Below are 19,721 nucleotides of genomic sequence, written 5' to 3'. Positions count from 1 at the left end.
CCACTCCCCACCCCGCCCGCCAGGGCCCGACCCAAGCCGAATCGTGGAAAAGCTGGGCAGACCAGCGGATACACCCTGTCCGCACTCAGCTGACAGTCCGAGACCCCGCCCCAAAAACCCTCGCAGATCATTTCGAAACCACGTCGGTGAATCGAGGCTAAGGGCGGCCGCTCACAGGCTCCACTGGCGCAGTTCGTCGGCGATCGCGCGGACGTCCGCCTTGCCCTCCTTGACCAGCAGCGCCAGATCGCGCACCTGCTCGGGCGAGGTGATGACCTTCAGGCCCGACGCGACGAGATAGGCGTAGGCCACGGCGGAGGCGAACATCGCGTTGGACCGTTCCAGCGCGGGGACGTGCAGCAGCAACTGGAGCAGTGACGCGGCTCTGGAGTGCGGGTCGCTGTAGACGGGGCTGCCGAAGATCTCCGCCTCGTGGCGGGCGACGGCGGCGACGAGCGCACCCCAGTCGGTGACCTGCGGGTCGCCGGGCGTCTTGTGCTCAGCGACCATGAGCAGCCAGGAAAGCTGGATCCGGAGATTCAACGGGTACCCTTGCGCTCCGGGCCGAACTCCTCGGCGAACACCGATTCGTACTGCTTCATGAAGTCGGCGGCTGCTTCGACGAAGGTGTGTCCGACCTCGCCCGCATCCTGTTTGACGAGCTCCTCTATATAGCGGTTCACGCTCATCCCCCTCTGGAGCGCGCGCTGTCGCGCGGCCTCGGCGGTGGCCTCGTCCACTCGTACGTTCAGCTGAGTCTTGGGCACTCCATCACGCTAGCGCGGGATCGCTAGCACCGGCAAGGGGAAGCGGCCCGCAGAGCGCATCTGCGCAGGCCGCCCGGCCCGTTCCGGCCGCCGGGCCGGGCCCCGGCGTGGGCGCCCCGGCACACCTTCGGTCGGAGATAACCGACGGATACCCCACCCCACCGCTTCCCCGTCCGAACAAGTAGTCATAATTCCAGGTCAGGCAGGCGACGCCGGTGCGGTCGGCCACGTCCAGGCGTCGAATCGCGTGCCGGCCGTCCAGCATCCCGCGACTACTCATGGAGTCCACTTTGAGTACGACGTTCCGTTCTCGTATCACCGCCAGGTTCGGCCGCAGCTACCTGGCCAGGATTCAGAAGCACGGAATCGGATCCTCCACGATCAGGCTGCTGCCCAAGGATCTCCTGATGCTGCTGCGCAGGGACGGTCTTGACCCGGTCCGGCAACTGGCCACGGCGCGGGCCGCCGCACCGGTGTCCAAGGTCTCGCTGCCGTTCGGCATGGACGCCTGGGTGGTCACCGGATACGAGGAGTCGAAGGCCGTGCTCGGCTCCGCCGAGGGATTCAGCACCGACTTCGCCCACCTCGCCACGAACGCCGGAATAGCCGCAGAGCAGAGTCCCGGCGGGCTGGGGTTCAGCGATCCGCCGGTGCACACCCGGCTGCGCCGCATCCTGACCCCTGAGTTCACCATGCGCCGGCTCCGCCGGCTGGCTCCGCGGATCGATGCCATCGTCGAGGAGCGCCTGGCCGCGATGGAGGCCGCGCGGGGCCCGGTGGATCTGGTGCACGAGTTCGCGCTGCCCATCCCCTCACTCACGATCTGCGAACTGCTCGGCGTGCCGTACGAGGACCGCAACGACTTCCAGCAACTGGCCATGGACCGTTTCGACCTCTTCGGCGGAACGACCGCACCCTTCGGCGCCATGTCCGCATCACTGGACTACTTCAGGGGGGTCGTCAGGGCGCAGCGCGCGAAGCCGGGTGACGGCCTGCTCGGCATGATCGTGCGGGAGCACGGGGACAGCGTCGACGACGAGGAACTCGCGGGCCTCGCCGACGGCGTACTCACCGGCGGGTTCGAGACCACGGCCAGCACGATCGCGCTCGGTTCGCTCGTCCTGCTGCGGAACGAGGAGGTGCTCACCCGGCTGCGGACGGACGACACCACGACCGTGCCGTTCGTCGAGGAGGTGCTGCGCTACCTCTCCGCCGTGCAGATGGCCTTCCCCCGGTTCGCCCGCCAGGACATCGAGATAGCCGGGGTCGTCATTCCGCGCGGGGACATGGTCCTGTGTTCCCTGAGCGGCGCCAACCGGGACGAGTCCTACGTCATGGACGACGGCCGCTTCGACCCGGACCGCGCCACCCCTTCGGGGCATCTCGCCTTCGGACACGGCATCCACCGCTGCATCGGCGCCGAACTGGCCCGCATGGAGCTGCGGTCGGCCTACCCGGCGCTGGCCCGGCGGTTTCCCGGGATGCGGCTCGCCGTGCCGCCGCAGGACCTCGCCTTCCGCAAGCTGTCGATCGTCTACGGCATCGAGTCGCTGCCGGTACACCTGCGCTGAGGCCGGTGCGGGTGCCCGCCCGTGGCGCGCGGCCGGGCCGGTATGGGCTGGCGGCGCCGGGCGGCACTCTGCTTGGCTCGCCGGATGAGTGATCTCCACATCACGTGCGCCACCCCCGCCGACATCGACTCCGTACTGCGGTTCTGGCGTGCGGCGGCGGAAGGCACGAGCATCACCGACGACCGCGACGGGGTGGGGTGGCTCGTCGCGCGCGACCCCGAGGCCCTGCTCCTCGCCGTTCGCGACGGGGTTCTGGTCGGTACCGTCATCGCCGGCTTCGACGGGTGGCGGTGCTCCGCCTACCGGCTGGCCGTCGCTCCGGACTGCCGCCGGCAGGGCATCGCCACCGCCCTGATGGCCGCGGCGGAGCAGCGGTTCGCCGCGCTCGGCGGGCGCCGCGTCGATGCCATGGTCCTGGAGGCCAACGAGCGGGCGCACCACACCTGGGACGCGGCCGGCTACCGGCGCGAGGACCACTGGCGGCGCTGGGTGAAGCCGCTGGGCGGGTGAGGAGGCGCGGGACAGCGGGCGACTTTGCTGATCCTTTACCATGGTGTCTCCCTGCCGGTCTCCTTACGAAAGGTGTGAGCGTCCATCCATGGGCGAGCCTCCCAGTAGCCGACATCGCCAATACCGAGCGATCCTTCTGTCCCTGCCCGATCATGGGACGGAGGTGAACCGATGACCGAAGTGCTTCTGCTGCTCGTGGCGGTACTGCTCTCCCTTGCCTGCGGCGCCTTCGTCGCGGCGGAGTTCTCCCTGACCACCGTCGAACGGGGACAGCTCGAACGGGCTGTCGAGCAGGGTGAACGTGGCGCTTCGAGCGCCATGAAGGCGGTACGCAGCCTCACCTTTCAGCTCTCCGGGGCCCAGCTGGGCATCACCGTCACCAATCTGGTGGTCGGCATGCTCTCCGAGCCCTCGATCGCGAAACTGATCAAGGGACCGATCGAAGCCGTCGGGCTGTCCGCCGGCGTGGCGTCGTCCTTGGCGCTCGTGATCGGTACAGCCCTGTCCACCGTGTTCCTGATGGTCGTCGGCGAGCTCGTCCCGAAGAACTGGGCGATCTCCTCGCCGCTGGCGGTCGCGAAGACCGTGGCCACCCCGCAGCGGGTCTTCACCGCCTTGTTCCGGCCCTTCATCAGCCACCTCAACAACACGGCCAACCGGATCGTGCGCCGCTTCGGGCTCGAACCCGCCGAGGAGCTGGCGACGGCCCGCAGCCCTCAGGAGCTGGTGGCCCTGGCCCGGCACTCGGCCAAGGCCGGCGCCCTGGAGGCGGACACCGCCGAGCTCTTCGTCCGCACCCTGAACCTCGCGGAGCTGACCGCGCAGAACGTGATGACCCCGCGGGTCCAGGTCACCGCGCTGGAGGTGCGGGCCACCGCCGAGGACGTCGCCAACGCCACCCGGGCGACCGGCCTGTCCCGATTCCCCGTGTACCGGGGCAGCCTCGACACCGTCGTCGGCGTCGCCCACATCAAGGACGTGCTGGCGATCCCTGCGGAACAGCGGCCCCGTAAGCGGGTCGGGGACATGCTGCGCGAGCCGCTGCTCGTACCGGAGACGCTGACCGTGGACCGGTTGCTGGACCGGCTCTCCGGGAAGCTCGCCATGGCGGTCGTCATCGACGAGTACGGCGGCACGGCCGGCGTGGTGACGCTGGAGGACATCGTCGAGGAGGTCGTCGGCGAGGTGCGCGACGAGCACGACCCGCACGAGACACCGGATCTCGCGCCTGCCGGTGAGGACGCCGACGGACGCACCCTGTGGTCGGCCGACGGCGCCGCCAGGGCCGACCAGCTGGAGAGGATCGGACTGCGCGTGCCGGACGGACCGTACGAGACCCTTGCCGGTCTGATCGCCTCGGAAATGGGCCGGATCCCCGTCGTCGGTGACGTGGTCGAGTTCGCCGGCTGGCGGCTCGACGTGGTGGACGCCTCCGGGCGCCGCGCCGCCCGCGCGCTGCTGCACGCGCCGCTGCCCGGCTCCGACGACGCGCCGGAGGACGGCCGATGACCGCCGTACAGCTCTTCATCGGGCTGATGACCCTGGTCGTGAACGCCTTCTTCGTCGGCGCGGAGTTCGCGCTCATCTCCGTACGGCGCAGTCAGATCGAGCCGCAGGCGGAGGACGGGAACCGGCGCGCGCGCAGCGTCATCTGGGGGCTCGAACACGTCTCCGCGCTGCTCGCCGCCGCACAGCTGGGCATCACGCTCTGCACCCTGGTCCTCGGTATCGTCGCGGAACCGGCCATCGCACATCTGCTGGAGCCGGTCTTCGACGCCGTGGGCATGCCGCACGGGCTGGTCCATCCGGTCTCGTTCGTGATCGCGCTGTCCGTGGCGACGTATCTGCACATGCTGCTGGGCGAGATGGTGCCGAAGAACATCGCGCTCGCGGAGCCGGTGCGGACCGCGCTGCTGCTGGGTCCGCCGCTGGTGGCGCTGGCCCGGACACTGCGTCCGGTGATCTTCGCGATCAACGCCTTCGCCAACGCGCTGCTGAAGCTGCTGCGGGTGGAGACGACGGACGAGGTCTCCGCCACCTTCTCGGACGACGAGCTGGCCCGCCTGGTGAAGGACGCCGGGGACGCCGGACTGGTCGACGACCGGGCGGCGGAGCGGCTGCACCACGCGCTGGAGCTGGGCCGCCGGCCGGTGCGCGATGTGGTGCTGCCGGTGGACCGGGTGATGTACACGAGGGTCGGTACGAGCCCAGAGGAGCTGGAGCGGCTCTCGTCCGAGACCGGGTTCTCCCGTTTCCCGGTGATGGACAGCGAGCAGCGGATCCTGGGCTACCTCCATGTGAAGGACGCCCTCGATGTCACACCCCGCGATGAGCCGTTCCCGGTGACGGCTATGCGGCCGATCGCCCGGGTCCGGGCGTGCACTCCGCTGGACGACGTCCTGACCGCGCTGCGGCGCAGCCGTACGCATCTCGCGGCGGTCGTCGACGAGGACGACCGGCTGGCCGGAATGGTGACGATGGAGGACGTGCTCCGGGAACTCGTAGGACGTCCACAGACACGGTGACCCACCCGGTCCCCCGCCCCGGCTCCGGTGCGCGAGCCGGGGCGGGGCCGGGCTGCCCGGCCCCGCGCTCCGGGAAGGGGCGGACGGCCCCGCGATATCATCACATCGCCATGGAAATGAATGCCACCTACACCAGTCTCGTCGCGGTCGGCGACTCGTTCACCGAGGGCATGTCGGACCGGCTGCCCGACGGCTCGTACCGGGGCTGGGCCGATGTCCTCGCCACCCGGCTCGCGGCCCGGACTCCCGGATTCCGGTACGCCAACCTCGCCGTGCGCGGGAAGCTCATCGGCCAGATCGTCGACGAGCAGGTGGACGTCGCCGCGGACCTGCGGGCGGACGTCGTGACGTTGGTCGGCGGCCTCAATGACACCCTGCGCCCCAAGTGCGACATGGGCATGGTCCGCGGGCGGCTGGAGGAGGCCGTGGAACGCCTCGCGCCGTCGTGCAAGAAGCTGGTGCTGATGCGCAGCCCGGGGCGCAACGGACCGGTGATGGAACGGTTCCGGCCCCGGATGGAGGAACTGTTCTACCTGGTCGACGATCTGGCCGCCCGGCATGGCGCGGAGGTCGTCGATCTGTACGGGGCACAGGCGCTGGGCGACCCCCGGATGTGGGACGTCGACCGGCTGCACCTGACCGCAGAGGGTCACCGCAGGGTGGCAGAGGCGGTCTGGCAGACCCTCGGCCTGCCCGCGGAGATGGACTGGCGGACGCCGCTGGCCGCCTCCGTCCCGCCGCACTGGGCCACCCGGCGCGTCGATGATGTGCGCTTCGCGCGTGAGCACCTGTTCCCCTGGATAGGGCGGCGGCTGACCGGCCGCTCCTCGGGGGACGGACGTTGGGGTGCGCAGTTCAGCGCCGAGCAGGGGCTGGCCTTCTGGGTGACCCCCGACGACGCCGTCACCCCGGGCCCGGTCGCCACCTGGCGCCGCGTGGACGCGGGCGAATAGCGTACTCCGTCAGCCGTCCGCCGCCGGCCCGGTCCAGCCGGACCAGGCGCGCCCGACGGCCACCACCAAGTACACCGAAGATCACTCCGGGGTCGTGCCGCATCCTCGCCACGGCCCGCTCAGCCATGCCGCCGCACCGGCGCCGCGGTCGGTATGGCAATCCCCCGGAAGGGTGAGCGGCCGCGTCGAACTGATTTCAGCGCCCGCTACCGCGCCCTGCCCGCCCAATCCGCCCAATCAGAACGTGTGTTCACAAAATGAGCCGTGACGGAGCCCGAACCGGGGCGTTATTAGAGCACCAGTGCCACTTCGCCGCCCGGATGGAGCAACGCCATGAATCCCGCCCCCGCCCCCGTGCATCAGCCTTCCGGAATCGAACGGCGCCCTGCCGCCGCGACGATGCTCCGTATGGACGACACCCGCCGCTCATCACGTCCGGATACGGGGTGGGAGGTATGAGTGAGTCGACCGATGAATCGACCGGGAGCGTCCCGGGGCCGCGCCCCACCCCGCCCGCCTCGGCAACAGGACGCGCGAAGGACACCGGGCCGGAGCAGGCCTCCGCCGTCCCGGAGATGCGGTACGTGGACCTGACGGGCAGCCGGGAAGCGGCCGGGCGGTCGATCCGGATGCGCGACATGGCCCGGCGCCTGCCCCAGCTGGTCCGGCGGTCCCTCGCTCTCGCCCACCGCGTCGACCGACGGGCCACCATCGGCCTTCTGCTGTGCCAGACGGCGGCCGGCGTGATGCAGGCGCTGGGCCTGATCGCGATCAGCGGCACCCTCACCGCACTGCTGACCAGCGGAGACGTCTACCACCGGCTCCTGCAGGCATGGCCGTCCGTGGCGCTGCTGGCCACCGCTTCCGGGGTACGGGCCCTGCTGAGAATCACCGTCAGCTGGCTCTCCTCCCGGCTGAGCCCCCTCATGTCGCGCGAAGCCGAGCAGATGCTGCTCACCGGCTGCGCCACGGTGGAGCTCTCCGCCTACGACGACCCCGACTTCAACCGCGACCGGGAAGCGGCCGACCGCGGAGCACAGGTCACCGGCGACCTGATCAACGAGGGTCAGGACCTGATCGCCTCGACCGCGTCCTTCCTCGCCGGTGCCGCCGTGCTCGCCGGGGTGAACTGGACGCTCCTCCCCCTCCTGATCGCGGCCAGCCTGCCGCAGGCCCTCGCGCAGGTCAGCGCCGCCCGGGTGCGCTACCTGGCGAACCTCCGCAGCAACGGCGACAACCGCATACTGTCGGTCCTGCGCTGGCACATCTTCACCAGGGAGGCCGCCGACCAGATCCGGGCCGGCACGATGGCCGCCTTCCTTTCCGGCCGGTACCGGCAGACGGTCGCCCGGATCAACCGCGAGGACCGCACCGCGGCCGACAAGGGCGCCCGCATGTCGTTGCTCGGCGCGCTCTGCAGCGGTCTCGGCTCTGCCGTCGTGTGGGCGGCGGTGGTGTGGCTGCTGGCCACCGGGCGCATCAGCGTCGGGCACGCCGGGACGGCCGTCTTCGCGCTGCAGACGGTGGGCCAGTCGGTGCGCGGGCTCGTCGCCGTCGGGGCCAGGGCCGTGCGCACGGGCCTGTACATGGACGACTGGTCACGGTTCCTCGACCTCGCCGGCGGGTACGCCATGCGCCGCGGCGAGCACCGGCCGGAACCGCCGGACGAGATCGAGATCAGGTCGGTCTCGCACCGCTACGCCGGAAAGGACCAGGACGCGCTGTCAGACGTCTCGCTCACTGTAGGCGCCATGTAGCGCTGAACACGGTCGACGCCATGACCACGGCTGCATCTCACCGATCCAAACACGTGAACATTGCACCTGCGGGAACAGAGTGAACAATCCCTCAGAGCTGTTCCGCATGGCCGACAACGTGCCAACACCTGCGAACAACGGCGGCTTGAACGGACGAAGCAGGAGACACAAGCAGGCGGGCAGCGGCGTTGTGGCTCCGCACGAATGGCTATCACCCGAACTGAAGTAACCCAGCCGGCAGCACCATGACCGAACACTGCGACTCTTCCGTCGCTGCCAGGGCGGGCGCACGGCTTAGGACTTGAGCAACCACTTCACCCACTGAGCAGTGTCAAAGCCCGATGCGGCGGCCTGTGAACTCGGACGGCTCCCAACAAGACCAGAAGAGCGTGGATTTCTTCAGCGACCACCCTCCCGCGTACTCGCGGGCCAGCGAAGCAACGGACGTGAGTTCCTCCCGAGTGCGGACGATTCCAGTCGGGTTGTGCGGGTTGGACAGCAGATAGACCGCCCGCTTGCCTCGCGCACTCACATGACGGAACACATCCTCGAGGGTGCCGAGTTCGATGCGGCCGTTCTGCCACGGTGGAGGTTCGTGGATCTCGCGTGAAGCATGCGCCGTGTACACGTAGAACAGCGTGTAGATGGGCCGGTTCACGATGACGAAGTCGTCCGGGTCCGTGAGGGGTACGGATGACGCCGAACATACCGGTCATCACATCCGGCACGACCGCTGTTCGCAGGACGTCGATCGTGTTCCAGCCCCATCGGCGGGCGGCCACATCGCTGAAGGGCTGTGCCTACGGGACTGTAGGTGCTGCCGACTATCGCTCGGCGCGAAGACGCTGCGACGGGCTCCGGCCCGCGGCTCGACCTCCCTTCACCTCTCGAGCACGACAGTGAGACCTTGGCCGACGCCGATGCAGATGGCCACGACTGCGATGCCACTACCCCGGCGGGCGAGTTCGTGGGCCGAGCGACCGATGATGCGTCCTCCGGACGCTCCGAGCGGGTGCCCCATCGCGATCGCGCCTCCGCGCGCGTTCACCTTCTGCGGGTCGAGGTCACTCCACCGCCGCAGCAGGCGAGCGACTGCGCCGCGAAAGCTTCGTTCAGCTCGACCAGGTCGACGTCGGCCCATGTGCGCCCGGCACGCGCGAGTGCGCGGTTGGCCGCCTCGACGGGAGCGACTCCGAAGACGTCGGGGTCATTGCCGAACGTCGCGCGGCCGGCGATACGGGCGAGGGGTTCGCCGTCGAGCACACCCTCGCGTGCGACGAGCACGGCGGAGGCGCCGTCATTGAGGGGCGAGGAGTTCCCGGCGGTCACCGTGCCGTCGGCGGCGAACGCGGGGCGCAAGCCGGCGAGCACCTTGACAGTGGACTCATCGCGGATGCTTTCGTCGCGGGCGAGGTGGTGACCGTCGACCTGGACGATCTCGCGGTCGAAGATGCCGTCCGCCCAGGCGCGGGCGGCCAGGCGATGGCTGCGCGCCGCGAACGCGTCCTGCTCCTCGCGTGAGATCCCGTGGATGCCGGCCAGCTTCTCGGCACTCTCGCCGTTGGAGATCGTCCATTCCCTCGGCAGGCGAGGGTTCACCATGCGCCATCCGATCGACGTGTTCCACATCGTCTGGTTGTCCGCGGGGAAGGACTTGGTGCTTTTCTCGACGACGTACGGCGCGCGGCTCATCGACTCCACGCCGCCCGCGAGCACGATGTCAGCGTCTCCTGCCTCGACGGCCCGGGACGCCTGGATGACGGCCTCGACCGAGGACCCGCACAGGCGGTTGACCGTGACTCCCGTGACCGAGGTGGGGAATCCGGCGAGCAGCGCGCCGAAGCGTGCGACGTCACGGTTGTCCTCGCCTGCCTGGTTCGCATCGCCGAAGATCACGTCGTCGATGTGCGCGGGATCAAGGCCCGTGCGCTCGACGGTCGCGCGCATGACGATCGCGGCGCGGACCTCGGCCCACTCCGCATCCGTCATGTCACTGGGATAGCAGCCGGGGACGGCTTCTGGGACCGGCAGACACTACGCAACACCATCCAAGGCTGGCTACGCGCGGTGACTGAGCACACCGCAGTGGTCGTGGCATCCGCGCTCCGTGCTCACCCCGGCACCCATCAGTGACCATTGGAGCACCTCACGCGCCGAGGCGCGGTCCGCCTGGTGCACTGTCTGGGAGGTGTCCGTTGGCGGACTGGATCTGCGGTGCGAGGGCACGCAGACGGTCGGCAAGTTCTGGCTGGTCATAGCGGGTGAAAATCTGGGCGAGGCTGTCGACGAGGTTCACGCGGGCGGGCGTGGGGAGGCCCTGCACGAAGGTGTGGAGCAGGTGAGCAACTTGGACCCAAGCGGTATGTGGGGCGTAGGCAGTGATTTCTCGTGTCAGCTGGCTCAGGGCGTCGATGGTGTTTCGGTCGGCGGCTTCGGGTTGACGGATGAGCCAATAGGCGAGCGCCATGGTAGGCGTCGTGGACAGGGCTCGGTGCAGTTCTTCTGCCTGGTATTTGCGTTGGCGGATGGCATGTTCGTTCTGGGCCTCGTCGTGCATCTGGCGTTGGAGGCAGACGACCGCGTCGATGTCTGAGCTGTCAGTTGTCAGGTGCACCTGGGCCCACAGGAGGCGGACGGGAGCATCGTCAAGGTCGTGTGAGGTGCCCAGTCGGCTGTTGATGTGGGTTTGGGCAGTCTGGTGTTCCGTAAGGGGATACAGACCGCTCACGGTGCGGGCCGTTTCTAGGGCGTGGTGGGTGGCTGCCGCACGGGGGTCGTGGTGTTGCCGGGCGGCGGGTGTTTCCTCCCATCGTCCCGTCAGGTGTGCATGGAAGTTGTAGCCGGGGGCGTTGCTGGGCAGCGCGTACATGCTGTCGCTGTCGGTGAGCTTGCCGGCCCGTGGGGCGGGCCAGCCGGCTCGGTCACGGTCGCGGCGCATGCGCGTCAGGGGGTGCGGCAGGGTCTTCGGCCCACAGGCGGGTCAACAGCTGGTCGCGCAGCTGGGTGGCGTCGCTGGGTTGTTGCGAGGGCGGCGCGGGGGCCCAGCTGTAGAGAAGGTTCTGCATGGCGATCATGCGTGGTGCGCTGTAGTGGGGGTCGGTGGGACAGTGTACGGCGTGCAGGAAGATCTGCTGAATGGTGGGGCTCAAGTCGGGTGTGTCCAGTGCGGTCTGCATCCAGTACGCGAATGCCTGGGCCACGATCGGGGACCAGGCGTTCGCGGGCAGGGCGCTGCGCCACATGTCGGTCAGCCACTCAGTCGTGATCTGTGAGTCTGTCAGCAGGGCTGGCCCGTTAGGCGTGCGGCGGGTGGCGAGGTGGGCGAAGGTGCTTTGCGCCGCCGACTGCTGGGGCTTGCGGTGGTCCCCAGCCCACTGGGTGAGCTGCTTATGGATGGCCGATCGTTGGTCGTCCTGGTCCCACAGGGCGTTTAGGGCCTGACTGATGGCTGCGGTGACCTTGTCGCTGTGCACGGCGTCCTGGTTTGCGGGGGTGGCCAGTTCAGCGATTCTGCTCAGCATGCTGGTCGGGTAGATGGTGGCGAGGCGCTGGGAGGCCCGGATGAGGACGACTTTGAAGTCGGTGCCGAGAGTGTCCGTCTCTTTGGTCCATCTCCGGTAGGCGCTGCGGGCCAGAGCGCCGGCGTGGTCGTCGATTGCGGCGAGGACCAGCAGGTCGCATGCGGCGTCGGCGTAGGAGGAGGACCATTGTTCGGCCAGCGAGCGCAGGAGGCTCGTCCTGCGGTGGCGCGCGGTGTAGTGCACGGTCCAGTGGCTGACTCGCTGGGCCAGTGGTGCGGCCAGGTCTGATTCGCCCAGAGTGGTGACTTGGGCGGCGGTCCAGCGGGTGAACTCCTCCAGAAGGTGAGCGCGGTCGTCGAGGAAGTAGTCGACGACCGCTTCGGCGTAGTTGTGGTACCGGAAGCGGATGGTGCCGTCGGGCTGCAGGTCGGCGTTGGCTGTGTGTGTCAGTGCGACGACCCCCAGCCCCTGCTGGCCGCTGCGGGGCTCGGGCGTCTCTTTGAGTGCCGTGGCCAGGCTGGCGGATGCCTCGTAGATCTTGTCCGAGCTCGCGCCCTCCAGTACAGCGGCCGCCAGGAGGTAGTTGCGGTAGGCGCTGTCGCTATGGGTGTTGTGCCAGTTGAGAAGCTCGGTGCGCCAGTCTTCAGCGGCCTTGACCACCTCAAGGACCAAGCCCTTGAAGTAGTCGGTGTCGGGCGACGCGTCGGATGCCGGGCGGCCGTTGCGGCGTTCGATGTCCTCGGTGGTGATGATGGCATTCGCCCAGGCGGCCACTTGCGTCGGCAGAAGGGAGTCGAGGCTCCTGCTGATGGGCTCGGGCGCGAGCCATTTGTCGATTTTTATAGCGAACGGAGCATGTTTCAGCTGCTTGCGCAGGATGTCCTTGCGTGGTGGCCCTTCCAGTGGCCTGGCGATTTCCGTTGCTCCCTGACCGCATTTGGCCCAGGCCGTGGTGCTCATCAGGACAACGAGACAGGATCCCTCGGGCAGCCGGTCTGCGTCCTCGACCAGTTCGCGGCCGAAGCCGACTGGGGGCTGTTCCGCGCGCAGGTCCAGGATCCATCCGGTCTTGGTCTCTTGCAGTCCAGCCATGTGGAACGCTTCATCTGGTTCCCGGCGCACTTGGCGGATGTTCTCGCCAACACGACGGCGCAGTACGTCCAGGGCGGTGCTGAAGCGGCCACTGCCGTCTGCTCCCGTCAGGACGACGACCGGCCATTGGTCCAGGATCTTGTGTATGGCCTGGTCGTCGTCTTCGTGGCGGACGTAGGTCTTCAGCTGTGCAGTGACTTCCGCGGGAGGGAGTGTGACGCCTCGCAGCCGGCGGAATCCCTGCTCGATGAGAGTGCCGATGACCGTGCCGCGGTTTGTGCCGATGCGCTGGCTGACCTGTCCGGTCCAGGTGGGCTCGGTGATCTCATCGTGGAGGTCGGTGTCTTCGGAGCTGCCGTCCACTTCAGGGGCTCCTTGTTGCGCGGGAACGTCCGACTTCTCCGGGATGTGGGGTGTCGGGACGTCTTCGGGGAAGCCGGGGACAGGGGAGGCTTCATGCTCGCCGGGTTCGGATGCTTTGGATGACCCCGTGGTTGGGTCAGGAGCGGGTCCCGAGATGAGGTGTGGTGCAGGGGATGAGGCAGTGGCCGGGGGTGCGTCCGGGGTTTGCGGCGAAGCGGCACTCGAGGTCACAGGAAGCCCTTCTGGAGGCTGGCACGGGAAGTGACGGTTCAGTCCTTAGGGCGCCTGGCAGGGCTTCCGATGTTCCGGGCACGCATGCCGGTGACTGTGGCCCCTTCGGCGACCGTGGTGATGTCTTGGTCTGTCTCCGCGTATCCACTGATGGTTTCGTCGGCATGCATGCCGGTGACGTGGCCGCGCACAGTGTCGATCTTCTGCCGCGAGAACGGACCAGAAGGCTGCCGGTCCTCCTCACCCTGGAACGTCAGCCGCTGTCCGTAGAGCTCCTCTAGCCTGCCGCGCAGCCGCCCCAGCACCCGTAGCAGCTCGGGATTGCCAACGTCGACGGGCGACTCACCGCGGTGGTACGAGCCGAGAGCATCGCGCAGCAGCTCCAGTTCTCCCCGATGCGTCGCGAGTTGCTCCTCATCGACGGTCAGAGGCAGGGCCAACTCGCCCCGCAGCGGCACTGGTGCCGCCAAGTCGGCCTCAGATGCGCCATGCCGGTCCAGAAGGTTCGCAAGACGCTGGTAGAGGAACGTGGCCGGCAGCCCGGCACCGAACAACGCGGATAGAGCACTGAAGTCAGACATGAACTCCCCCTGGCTCGCGTCGATTCATGCCAGAAATTCTCGCTCGCACACCAACGGCGAAATCACCCCTTTGAAAACATGACCGAAAGGCATCCATTCCCCCCCTGTCACACACGTTTCTCCCGTATCAGGAGTCACTTAAGCGCGAACGCTAATGACTTCACGTCTCGTATTCGCGGCCAGGTTCTGCGTCCGGTTGCCCGTGTACAGGTCCGGTGTCACGTCCGACTCCTGGGCTCTGCAGCGGGAGGTGTCCGTGCAGCCGGTAGACCAACTCATCAGGGTGCCTGGCCAGGCGTTCTCGGCGCCAGGCAACATCGAAGGAGAGTCGGCCCCGACTACGGGCCACCGCCCAGGTGGCACGGCCGCTGGTGACGGGGGACAGCAGTAATCGCGCGAGAGTCAGACGCATGCCATTCAGCGTGACCGCTCAGATTGCGGCCGACTGACGTTTTTCTCGCACTCTTGCGACGCAGAACGCGCCCGCATCACGAACCAGACATCGCAATATTGGCGAGCAAGGCTCTTTCCTCTTAGAGCCTGCACCCTCCGCTTCCTTCCAGGCAGAGCCGCGCTCCCCCTGACATCGCACCCAAAGCGATTTCCTGATCGCATTTCCTGACCGGACGCAAGGGCGCGTTCTATTGATCCGAAACGCTTTGAGTTCAGGCTCGTTGATGGTGTGTGAGTGATCTGGTGGGGGACGCGCGGACGTGGTCGCCGAACGCGCAGGAAGCTGTGCGGTTGCTGGCGGTTTCCGCGTTGGTGGAGGGCCGGGACCGGGTGGAGGTCGCCGCCCTGTTCAAGGTGTCGGTCAAGGCCGTGGACAACTGGTGGGTGAGGTGGCGGGCCGGTGGCCGGGACGCACTGCTGTCGCGCCCGCGAGGCCGCCGCGTGGGCGAGCACCAGGTCCTGTCCGAGGCCGAGCAGGCCGCTGTGCGGCAGGCTATCCTCGATCACATCCCCTCTGAGCTGGGGCTTTCGGGTCAGCTGTGGACGCGGGGGCAAATAGGCGAGCTGATCTTCAAGCTGTACGGGGTCCGGTTCACCGAGCCCGGGGTGGGCAAGTACCTCAGGCGCTGGGGGCTGACCTTCCAGCGTCCGGACAAGCGGGCGATCGAGCAGGATACGGAAGCGGTCCGCGTCTGGCGCGAGGAGACCTGGCCGGCGATCCGGGCCAGGGCGAAGGCGGAGAACGCCGAGGTTCTCTTCGGTGACCAGGTCGGGATCCGCTCGGACCAGGTCACCGGCCGCACCTGGGGCGCCAAAGGCTCCACCCCCATCGTCCGCCGGACCGGGAACCGGTGCTCCGTGAACGCGATGTCCGCGATCAGCACCCGCGGCCGGATGCACTTCATGGTCTTCACCGAGTCGTTCGACGCGAAGGTGATGTGCCGCTTCCTCTCCCGGCTCGTCGGGCACTTCGACCACAAGGTCCACCTGATCGTCGACCGGCACTCGGCCCACCGCTCGAAGACCGTCCGGGCCTGGCTCGCCGACCACCAGGACCGAATCGAGCTGCACTTCCTGCCCTCGTACTCACCCGAACTGAACCCCGACGAGCTGGTCAACGCCGACCTGAAACGCAGCCTGCCCCACACCCACCGGGCCAGGAACCAGGCCGAACTCGCCGCCGAAACCCGAAGGTTCTTCCACCGCCGACAACGTCAGCCACACATCATCCGCGGCTACTTCGGCGGCCCGCACGTCCGCTACGTCCTGGACGAGAACCCCATGAGTTTCTGATCAATAGCCTGTGCCGCTCCTCACACTCCAGCACAGACCGATTGCTCGCAACGACCCGGTCATCTGCCCGGTCATGCATGACCAGCCAGCAGCCGCTCAAAGAGCGCGGATGTCGTGGACAGACCAGCTGCGGGCCGTCATAGCCTCGATGTGCGGTTCGGCTCGTGTGCGGTGCGCGGCGAAGGCGAGCAGGTGAGTGGGGCGGGTAGCGCCCACGAAGACGAGTTGCGCCGCGCGCTGGATCGTGACCAGGGCCCGGGAGGCGTCCTGCTGTCGGCTCAGGAGCCCGAGGACCTCGTGTACGTCGTACTTCTTGCCGCTGCGTTCCAGGCATTCGAGGATGAGCGTGGCCGCGTGGGTTTCGCCCTTGGCGCTCTGGATCGATCCCGCAACCGACGCCACCACGCCCTGGTCCGCATCAGCCAACGCATCGAGCACGGGCGCGGGCGCGGGCGTGGGCGTGGGCTGGGCGACGTACGGGATGTGGGCAAGGGGATCTGCGAGACGGGCGACCCCCTTCAAGGGGCTCTGAGTCAGGTCCGGCAGCAGCCGCAGAAGCCGGGCGGTGAGGACAGTCCATTCGACGGGGCTGTCGAGTGGGTACGTCAGCATGTCGTGCAGGAGCAGGCGTGCCCGGCCTCCGGCGGTGGCCGGGGCTCGGTCCAGTCGCCTCAGCGGGGGCAGGCCGCCGGAACTGGCGAGTCGGGCTACGTCACGGACTGCGTTCCACAGGAGCGTGACGGCTGCGTGGTTGTCGCCGGATTGCCGCAGGGCCTGGGCGGCACGTGCTGTCGTGATGAAACTGCCGGTTGTCTGGACCGGCGTGGCGGTGAAGCCGGGTACATAGCAGGAAAGGGATTGTGGAAAGGCCTTGGCGCTTCCCCGCGTGAGGCGGGCGCCCAGGACGCGGGGCGGGTTGTCCAGCAGCAGTTGGCGGGGGACGGTGGCCGCCGCCATCCGTTCGAAGGCCGGTACGACCTCGGCGACGGTGTCGTCGTCGAAGAGCAGCAGGGCGACGGTACCGTCGTGGCCGCCGCCGTCGATGCGTTGGCGGCGGTGGACCGTGAGGTCGCTGGCGAGTGCTGCGATCTTGCTGCCCAACCGGCGGCTGACGGGAAGTTGGGCGGCGTGCGGCAGGGGAAACGACGAGGGCTGTGCGGCATCCGGTGCGTCGGCAAAGATGCGCTGGTTGACGTCACCCACACGCTGAACGACCGTGCCCGGCGGGCCGAAGACCTTGTCGAGCAGGCGTTGCTGGAGATCGCTGGTGTCCTGCATTTCGTCCAGGAGGACGAAGGGGAAGCGGTGGGCGACGGCCAGCGCGAGCTGGGGGTGATGAAAGAGGTGGTGCTCGGCGAGGGCGAACATGTCGTGATAGCGGAAGACACCTCGCTCGGTGAGCGCTTCCTTGAGAGCGGCGAACTGTTGGCCACTGTCGCTGGATGCTTTGAAGGGCGGGGTGCCATCAGGGCCCGCCGCAATCAGGTCTCCGGCGTCGCAGACGTAGCGGGCCTCGGCGACGAGTGCGGGGCCATTCGTGCGATGCCCGAGCGCGGTGTTGAGTTTCCGGAACCGGAGGTGGCGTTCGAGCAGCCGGAGAGCTTCGTCCGCGTAAGCCTGGTCGTCTACGGTCTGGACTTCAATACCCCGGGACCGCAGGGCTGGCAGGGCCAAGAAGGTGTTCGTGAAGGCCTGGATCGCGCCGATGAAGTGCGGGTACTGCAGCAGGCGGCGTCCCGCCGGTGTGGCGGTGAGGCGGTGAGGCGGTTGGTGATCTCGTCCTTGGCCGTGTTGGTGTGGGACAGGACGCAGATGCCGCGCGTGGGCGAGGTCCATCCCTGGCTCAGGAGCGCGAGCTTGAGCCCGATCAGGCTGGTCTTGCCCGAGCCGGGAGCTGCTTGCAGGTCCAGGGATTCCGCGCTCTGGATGAAGTCCCACTGCTCCTGGTGCGGCAGTTCGAGGCCGAGTTGCTGGGCGAGTGCCTCGACCTTGTCCTTGATGAAGACGTCGGGGGCATAGAGGGGTGTCATCGCTCAGACCTCGCTGCACAGATAGGTGAAGGCGGCCACGAGGTAGGGCGGCAGATCGTCATCGGTCACCGAGGTGCTCTGCAGGAGCCGGGCCGCGTGTTGAGCGGCGATCGGCTTGTTGCCCCGGCCCATCCGCAACGGCTCATAAATGTCCAAGGCCGCCTTCTTCAGGGGAACGTTGCTCTCGCGCCACTTGGTGACCTCCTCCTTGGCCGAGTGAGCTTCCCCCGGTGTGCGGGAGGTGCTGATCAGCTGGTCAGGGCGGGTTGACGGGGTTTCAGGTTCGTTCGTTCGGTCGTTGCCTGGTTGGCGTAGTGCTTCTCTTCGAACTCGAGCGGGCTGAGGTAGCCGAGCCGTCTCTGGATGCGCCGGGAGTTATAGAAGCCGTCGATGTACTCGAAGAGCGCGAGGTTCGCCTCGGCCCTGGTCGCGAAGACGCGGTCGCGGATGCACTCCGTCTTGATCAGCATCCACAAATTCTCCGCGAGAGCGTTATCGTACGAGTCCCCGACCGAGCCCATGGACGCGTGCACTCCCGCACGCAACAAGCGAGTTGTCAGTTTCACGGACGTGTACTGACAGCCGTGGTCCGCATGGTGCACGAGTATGCCGGGCTCGACCTCGCGGGAGGCGAGGGCGTACTCGAGCGTGGCGAGGACGAGGTCGGCGTCCGCGCGGGCGGAGGTCTCCCAGGCCACCACCCGGCGCGAGAACGCGTCCCGGATCGCGGACAGCCACAAGGGCCCCTCTCCGGTGGCGATCATCGTGAGGTCGGTGACCCACAGCCGGTTCGGCGTGGGCGCTGTGAAGTCCCGCTTGACCAGGTCCGGAGCGAGCGTGGCCTTGGGATCGCGGCGCGTGAAGCCGCCCCGGCGCGGGCTGACGCCCGCGATGTCGGCCGGGGCATCAGCCGCTCGACCCGCTTGCGGCCCACGGGCACACCTTCGCGCTTCAAGGTCGCGTGGACGCGCGGCGAGCCGTAGATCCCGCCCGAGTCGGCGTGGATCTGCCGGATCTGCTCGGTCAGCTCCGCGTCCTGGCGGACGCGCTCGCACGGCTCGCGCTCGGCACGGCGCCAGCGGTAGTACGTTGAGGAGGCAATGTGCAGTTCCCGGAGTACGCACTCGACCCCCAGATGCGGGTGCTCGTCAACGAGCGCCGTCACCTGGGCCGGGTCGGGTCGAGCTGCGCCGCGAAAAACGCCGAGGCCGTCCGCAGCACCTCGTTCGCCCGCTTGAGCTGGGCATTCTCCTTGCGCAGGGCGGCGAGTTCGGCGCGTTCATCGGTGGTCAGCCGGTCATCGCGCTCGCCGGCGTCCGCCTCGGCCTGACGGATCCAGCCGCGCAGGGCCTCCGGATGCACGCCGAGGTCGACGGCGAGCTTCTTGATCTGCGGCTTCGGATCGGCGGTGCGATACATCCGCACCGCACGCTCACGCAACTCCAGCGAGTACTTTCTGGGGGCAGCCATGGTCGATGTTCCTCTCATGAGTCCCATCTGCCCCCCCCTGTCAACTCACCCGCATCTCGGGGGAAGCTCAGAGCGGTCCAGGTCGGCGAGCCTGTCCGCAGTGGGCCAGGTGGTCTTGGAGGCGACAGCAGCGCGGACGGCCTGGTGCATGAGGGTCGCCATGGTCCAGGAGGCTGCGGCCAGGTCGTACTCCACCGTCCAGTGATCGGAGACGAAGGTGCGCACGTGGCCGCTGTCCCTTTCCTTCAGCGCAGCGACGTGATCGGCGATCTGCTGCCCGGTCATCTCCACTGAGCACTTCAGCTGCTTGCGCATCTCCTCCGAAGTGCCGGCGGGCACCAGGTCCCGGTCCCGGATGCAGGCCACCGCGATCGGGATCTGCTCGCCGTCGCGCTGGAAGATCCGGCTGTAGCGGAAGAGACCGACGCCGCCGACATTGACGACGCTGACGCCGCATTCGCTGAAGGACCGGCCGACCGCCTGTGCGAGGGCGGGCAAAACGATGGCTTCGGCGTCGCCTTCGACGATGGCGACGCTGCGGGCGAAGAACAGGTTGGCCTTGGTCACGTCGAGGAAGCGGGTGAGGAAGGCGTAGTCGCCCTCG

Annotated in this window: 17 protein-coding genes and 4 pseudogenes; 7 read left to right on the top strand and 14 right to left on the bottom strand. The window is 68.1% G+C overall.

The window, feature by feature from the left end; all coding sequences use genetic code 11:
- Nucleotides 1-171: 171 nt before the first annotated feature.
- Both RLT59_RS34855 and RLT59_RS34850 read right to left on the bottom strand, forming a co-directional pair.
- Nucleotides 172-543, bottom strand: coding sequence for a fic family toxin-antitoxin system, toxin component (locus RLT59_RS34855; protein ID WP_311307083.1), 372 nt, complete (start codon nucleotides 541-543; stop codon nucleotides 172-174).
- Complete coding sequence (locus RLT59_RS34850) at nucleotides 540-767, bottom strand: hypothetical protein (RefSeq protein ID WP_030921856.1); 228 nt, start codon at nucleotides 765-767, stop codon at nucleotides 540-542. The genes RLT59_RS34855 and RLT59_RS34850 overlap by 4 nt, the downstream gene beginning before the upstream one ends.
- A gap of 290 nt (nucleotides 768-1,057) precedes the next feature.
- Here RLT59_RS34850 and RLT59_RS34845 point away from each other — a divergent pair, with 290 nt between their 5' ends.
- The 6 genes and pseudogenes from RLT59_RS34845 to RLT59_RS34820 all read left to right on the top strand — a co-directional run.
- Nucleotides 1,058-2,338 carry a cytochrome P450 gene (locus RLT59_RS34845; protein WP_311307082.1) on the top strand — a complete coding sequence of 427 codons (1,281 nt, stop codon included), beginning with the start codon at nucleotides 1,058-1,060 and terminating at the stop codon, nucleotides 2,336-2,338.
- An 84-nt stretch (nucleotides 2,339-2,422) separates the two neighbouring features.
- Entirely contained in the window at nucleotides 2,423-2,848 is a 426-nt protein-coding gene (locus tag RLT59_RS34840) for a GNAT family N-acetyltransferase (protein WP_311307081.1), read from the top strand.
- Nucleotides 2,849-3,019: 171 nt separating this feature from the next.
- Nucleotides 3,020-4,357, top strand: coding sequence for a hemolysin family protein (locus RLT59_RS34835; RefSeq protein ID WP_311307080.1), 1,338 nt, complete (start codon nucleotides 3,020-3,022; stop codon nucleotides 4,355-4,357).
- Nucleotides 4,354-5,373: a hemolysin family protein gene (locus tag RLT59_RS34830; protein ID WP_311307079.1), complete on the top strand. Its 1,020-nt coding sequence runs from the start codon at nucleotides 4,354-4,356 to the stop codon at nucleotides 5,371-5,373. Before RLT59_RS34835 ends, RLT59_RS34830 begins: the two co-directional genes overlap by 4 nt.
- A 110-nt stretch (nucleotides 5,374-5,483) precedes the next feature.
- Nucleotides 5,484-6,326 (top strand): SGNH/GDSL hydrolase family protein, encoded by an 843-nt coding sequence (locus tag RLT59_RS34825; protein ID WP_311307078.1) that lies wholly within the window; start codon nucleotides 5,484-5,486, stop codon nucleotides 6,324-6,326.
- A 575-nt stretch (nucleotides 6,327-6,901) separates the two neighbouring features.
- Nucleotides 6,902-8,071, top strand: a pseudogene (locus RLT59_RS34820) (ABC transporter ATP-binding protein); the annotation flags it as partial.
- 343 nt (nucleotides 8,072-8,414) lie between these two features.
- Here the strand turns inward: RLT59_RS34820 and RLT59_RS34815 are convergent.
- The 5 genes and pseudogenes from RLT59_RS34815 to RLT59_RS34795 form a co-directional block, all read right to left on the bottom strand.
- Nucleotides 8,415-8,750 (bottom strand): annotated as a pseudogene (locus tag RLT59_RS34815) (aminotransferase class I/II-fold pyridoxal phosphate-dependent enzyme); the annotation flags it as partial.
- A 213-nt stretch (nucleotides 8,751-8,963) separates the two neighbouring features.
- Nucleotides 8,964-10,072, bottom strand: a pseudogene (locus tag RLT59_RS34810) (thiolase family protein).
- Nucleotides 10,073-10,229: 157 nt separating this feature from the next.
- Nucleotides 10,230-11,021: a hypothetical protein gene (locus tag RLT59_RS34805; RefSeq protein ID WP_311307077.1), complete on the bottom strand. Its 792-nt coding sequence runs from the start codon at nucleotides 11,019-11,021 to the stop codon at nucleotides 10,230-10,232.
- Complete coding sequence (locus RLT59_RS34800; RefSeq protein ID WP_311307076.1) at nucleotides 11,005-13,059, bottom strand: hypothetical protein; 2,055 nt, start codon at nucleotides 13,057-13,059, stop codon at nucleotides 11,005-11,007. The genes RLT59_RS34805 and RLT59_RS34800 overlap by 17 nt, the downstream gene beginning before the upstream one ends.
- A gap of 269 nt (nucleotides 13,060-13,328) precedes the next feature.
- Nucleotides 13,329-13,871: a hypothetical protein gene (locus RLT59_RS34795; protein WP_311307075.1), complete on the bottom strand. Its 543-nt coding sequence runs from the start codon at nucleotides 13,869-13,871 to the stop codon at nucleotides 13,329-13,331.
- Between the two features lie 744 nt (nucleotides 13,872-14,615).
- Here RLT59_RS34795 and RLT59_RS34790 point away from each other — a divergent pair.
- The gene (locus RLT59_RS34790; RefSeq protein ID WP_311307074.1) at nucleotides 14,616-15,617 is read left to right on the top strand and encodes an IS630 family transposase; all 1,002 of its coding nucleotides are present in this window, start codon (nucleotides 14,616-14,618) and stop codon (nucleotides 15,615-15,617) included.
- Between the two features lie 96 nt (nucleotides 15,618-15,713).
- Here RLT59_RS34790 and RLT59_RS34785 read toward each other — a convergent pair whose 3' ends face one another.
- From RLT59_RS34785 to RLT59_RS34760, 7 genes and pseudogenes are all read right to left on the bottom strand, one after another.
- A complete protein-coding gene (locus RLT59_RS34785; RefSeq protein ID WP_311307073.1) occupies nucleotides 15,714-17,291 on the bottom strand; it encodes a UvrD-helicase domain-containing protein in 1,578 nt (525 codons plus the stop codon).
- Nucleotides 17,243-17,647, bottom strand: coding sequence for a UvrD-helicase domain-containing protein (locus tag RLT59_RS34780; RefSeq protein WP_311307072.1), 405 nt, complete (start codon nucleotides 17,645-17,647; stop codon nucleotides 17,243-17,245). Before RLT59_RS34780 ends, RLT59_RS34785 begins: the two co-directional genes overlap by 49 nt.
- Nucleotides 17,648-17,650: 3 nt before the next feature.
- Nucleotides 17,651-17,803, bottom strand: a complete 153-nt coding sequence (locus RLT59_RS34775; protein ID WP_311307071.1) for a hypothetical protein — start codon at nucleotides 17,801-17,803, stop codon at nucleotides 17,651-17,653.
- A 92-nt stretch (nucleotides 17,804-17,895) separates the two neighbouring features.
- The gene (locus RLT59_RS34770; RefSeq protein WP_399127026.1) at nucleotides 17,896-18,540 is read right to left on the bottom strand and encodes an IS3 family transposase; all 645 of its coding nucleotides are present in this window, start codon (nucleotides 18,538-18,540) and stop codon (nucleotides 17,896-17,898) included.
- A 23-nt stretch (nucleotides 18,541-18,563) separates the two neighbouring features.
- Nucleotides 18,564-18,812, bottom strand: a pseudogene (locus RLT59_RS39510) (IS3 family transposase); the annotation flags it as partial.
- The gene (locus RLT59_RS34765) at nucleotides 18,809-19,117 is read right to left on the bottom strand and encodes a transposase (protein WP_311307069.1); all 309 of its coding nucleotides are present in this window, start codon (nucleotides 19,115-19,117) and stop codon (nucleotides 18,809-18,811) included. The pseudogene RLT59_RS39510 and the gene RLT59_RS34765, both read right to left, overlap by 4 nt.
- Before the next feature lie 45 nt (nucleotides 19,118-19,162).
- On the bottom strand, nucleotides 19,163-19,684 hold the full coding sequence (locus tag RLT59_RS34760; protein ID WP_311307068.1) for a TOPRIM nucleotidyl transferase/hydrolase domain-containing protein: 522 nt from the start codon (nucleotides 19,682-19,684) through the stop codon (nucleotides 19,163-19,165).
- Nucleotides 19,685-19,721: the final 37 nt, after the last annotated feature.

This window comes from Streptomyces sp. ITFR-6 (assembly GCF_031844725.1).
Lineage (GTDB): Bacteria > Actinomycetota > Actinomycetes > Streptomycetales > Streptomycetaceae > Streptomyces.
The sequence above is the reverse complement of the archived record's forward strand: the minus strand, read 5'-3'. Positions and strand labels throughout refer to the sequence as shown.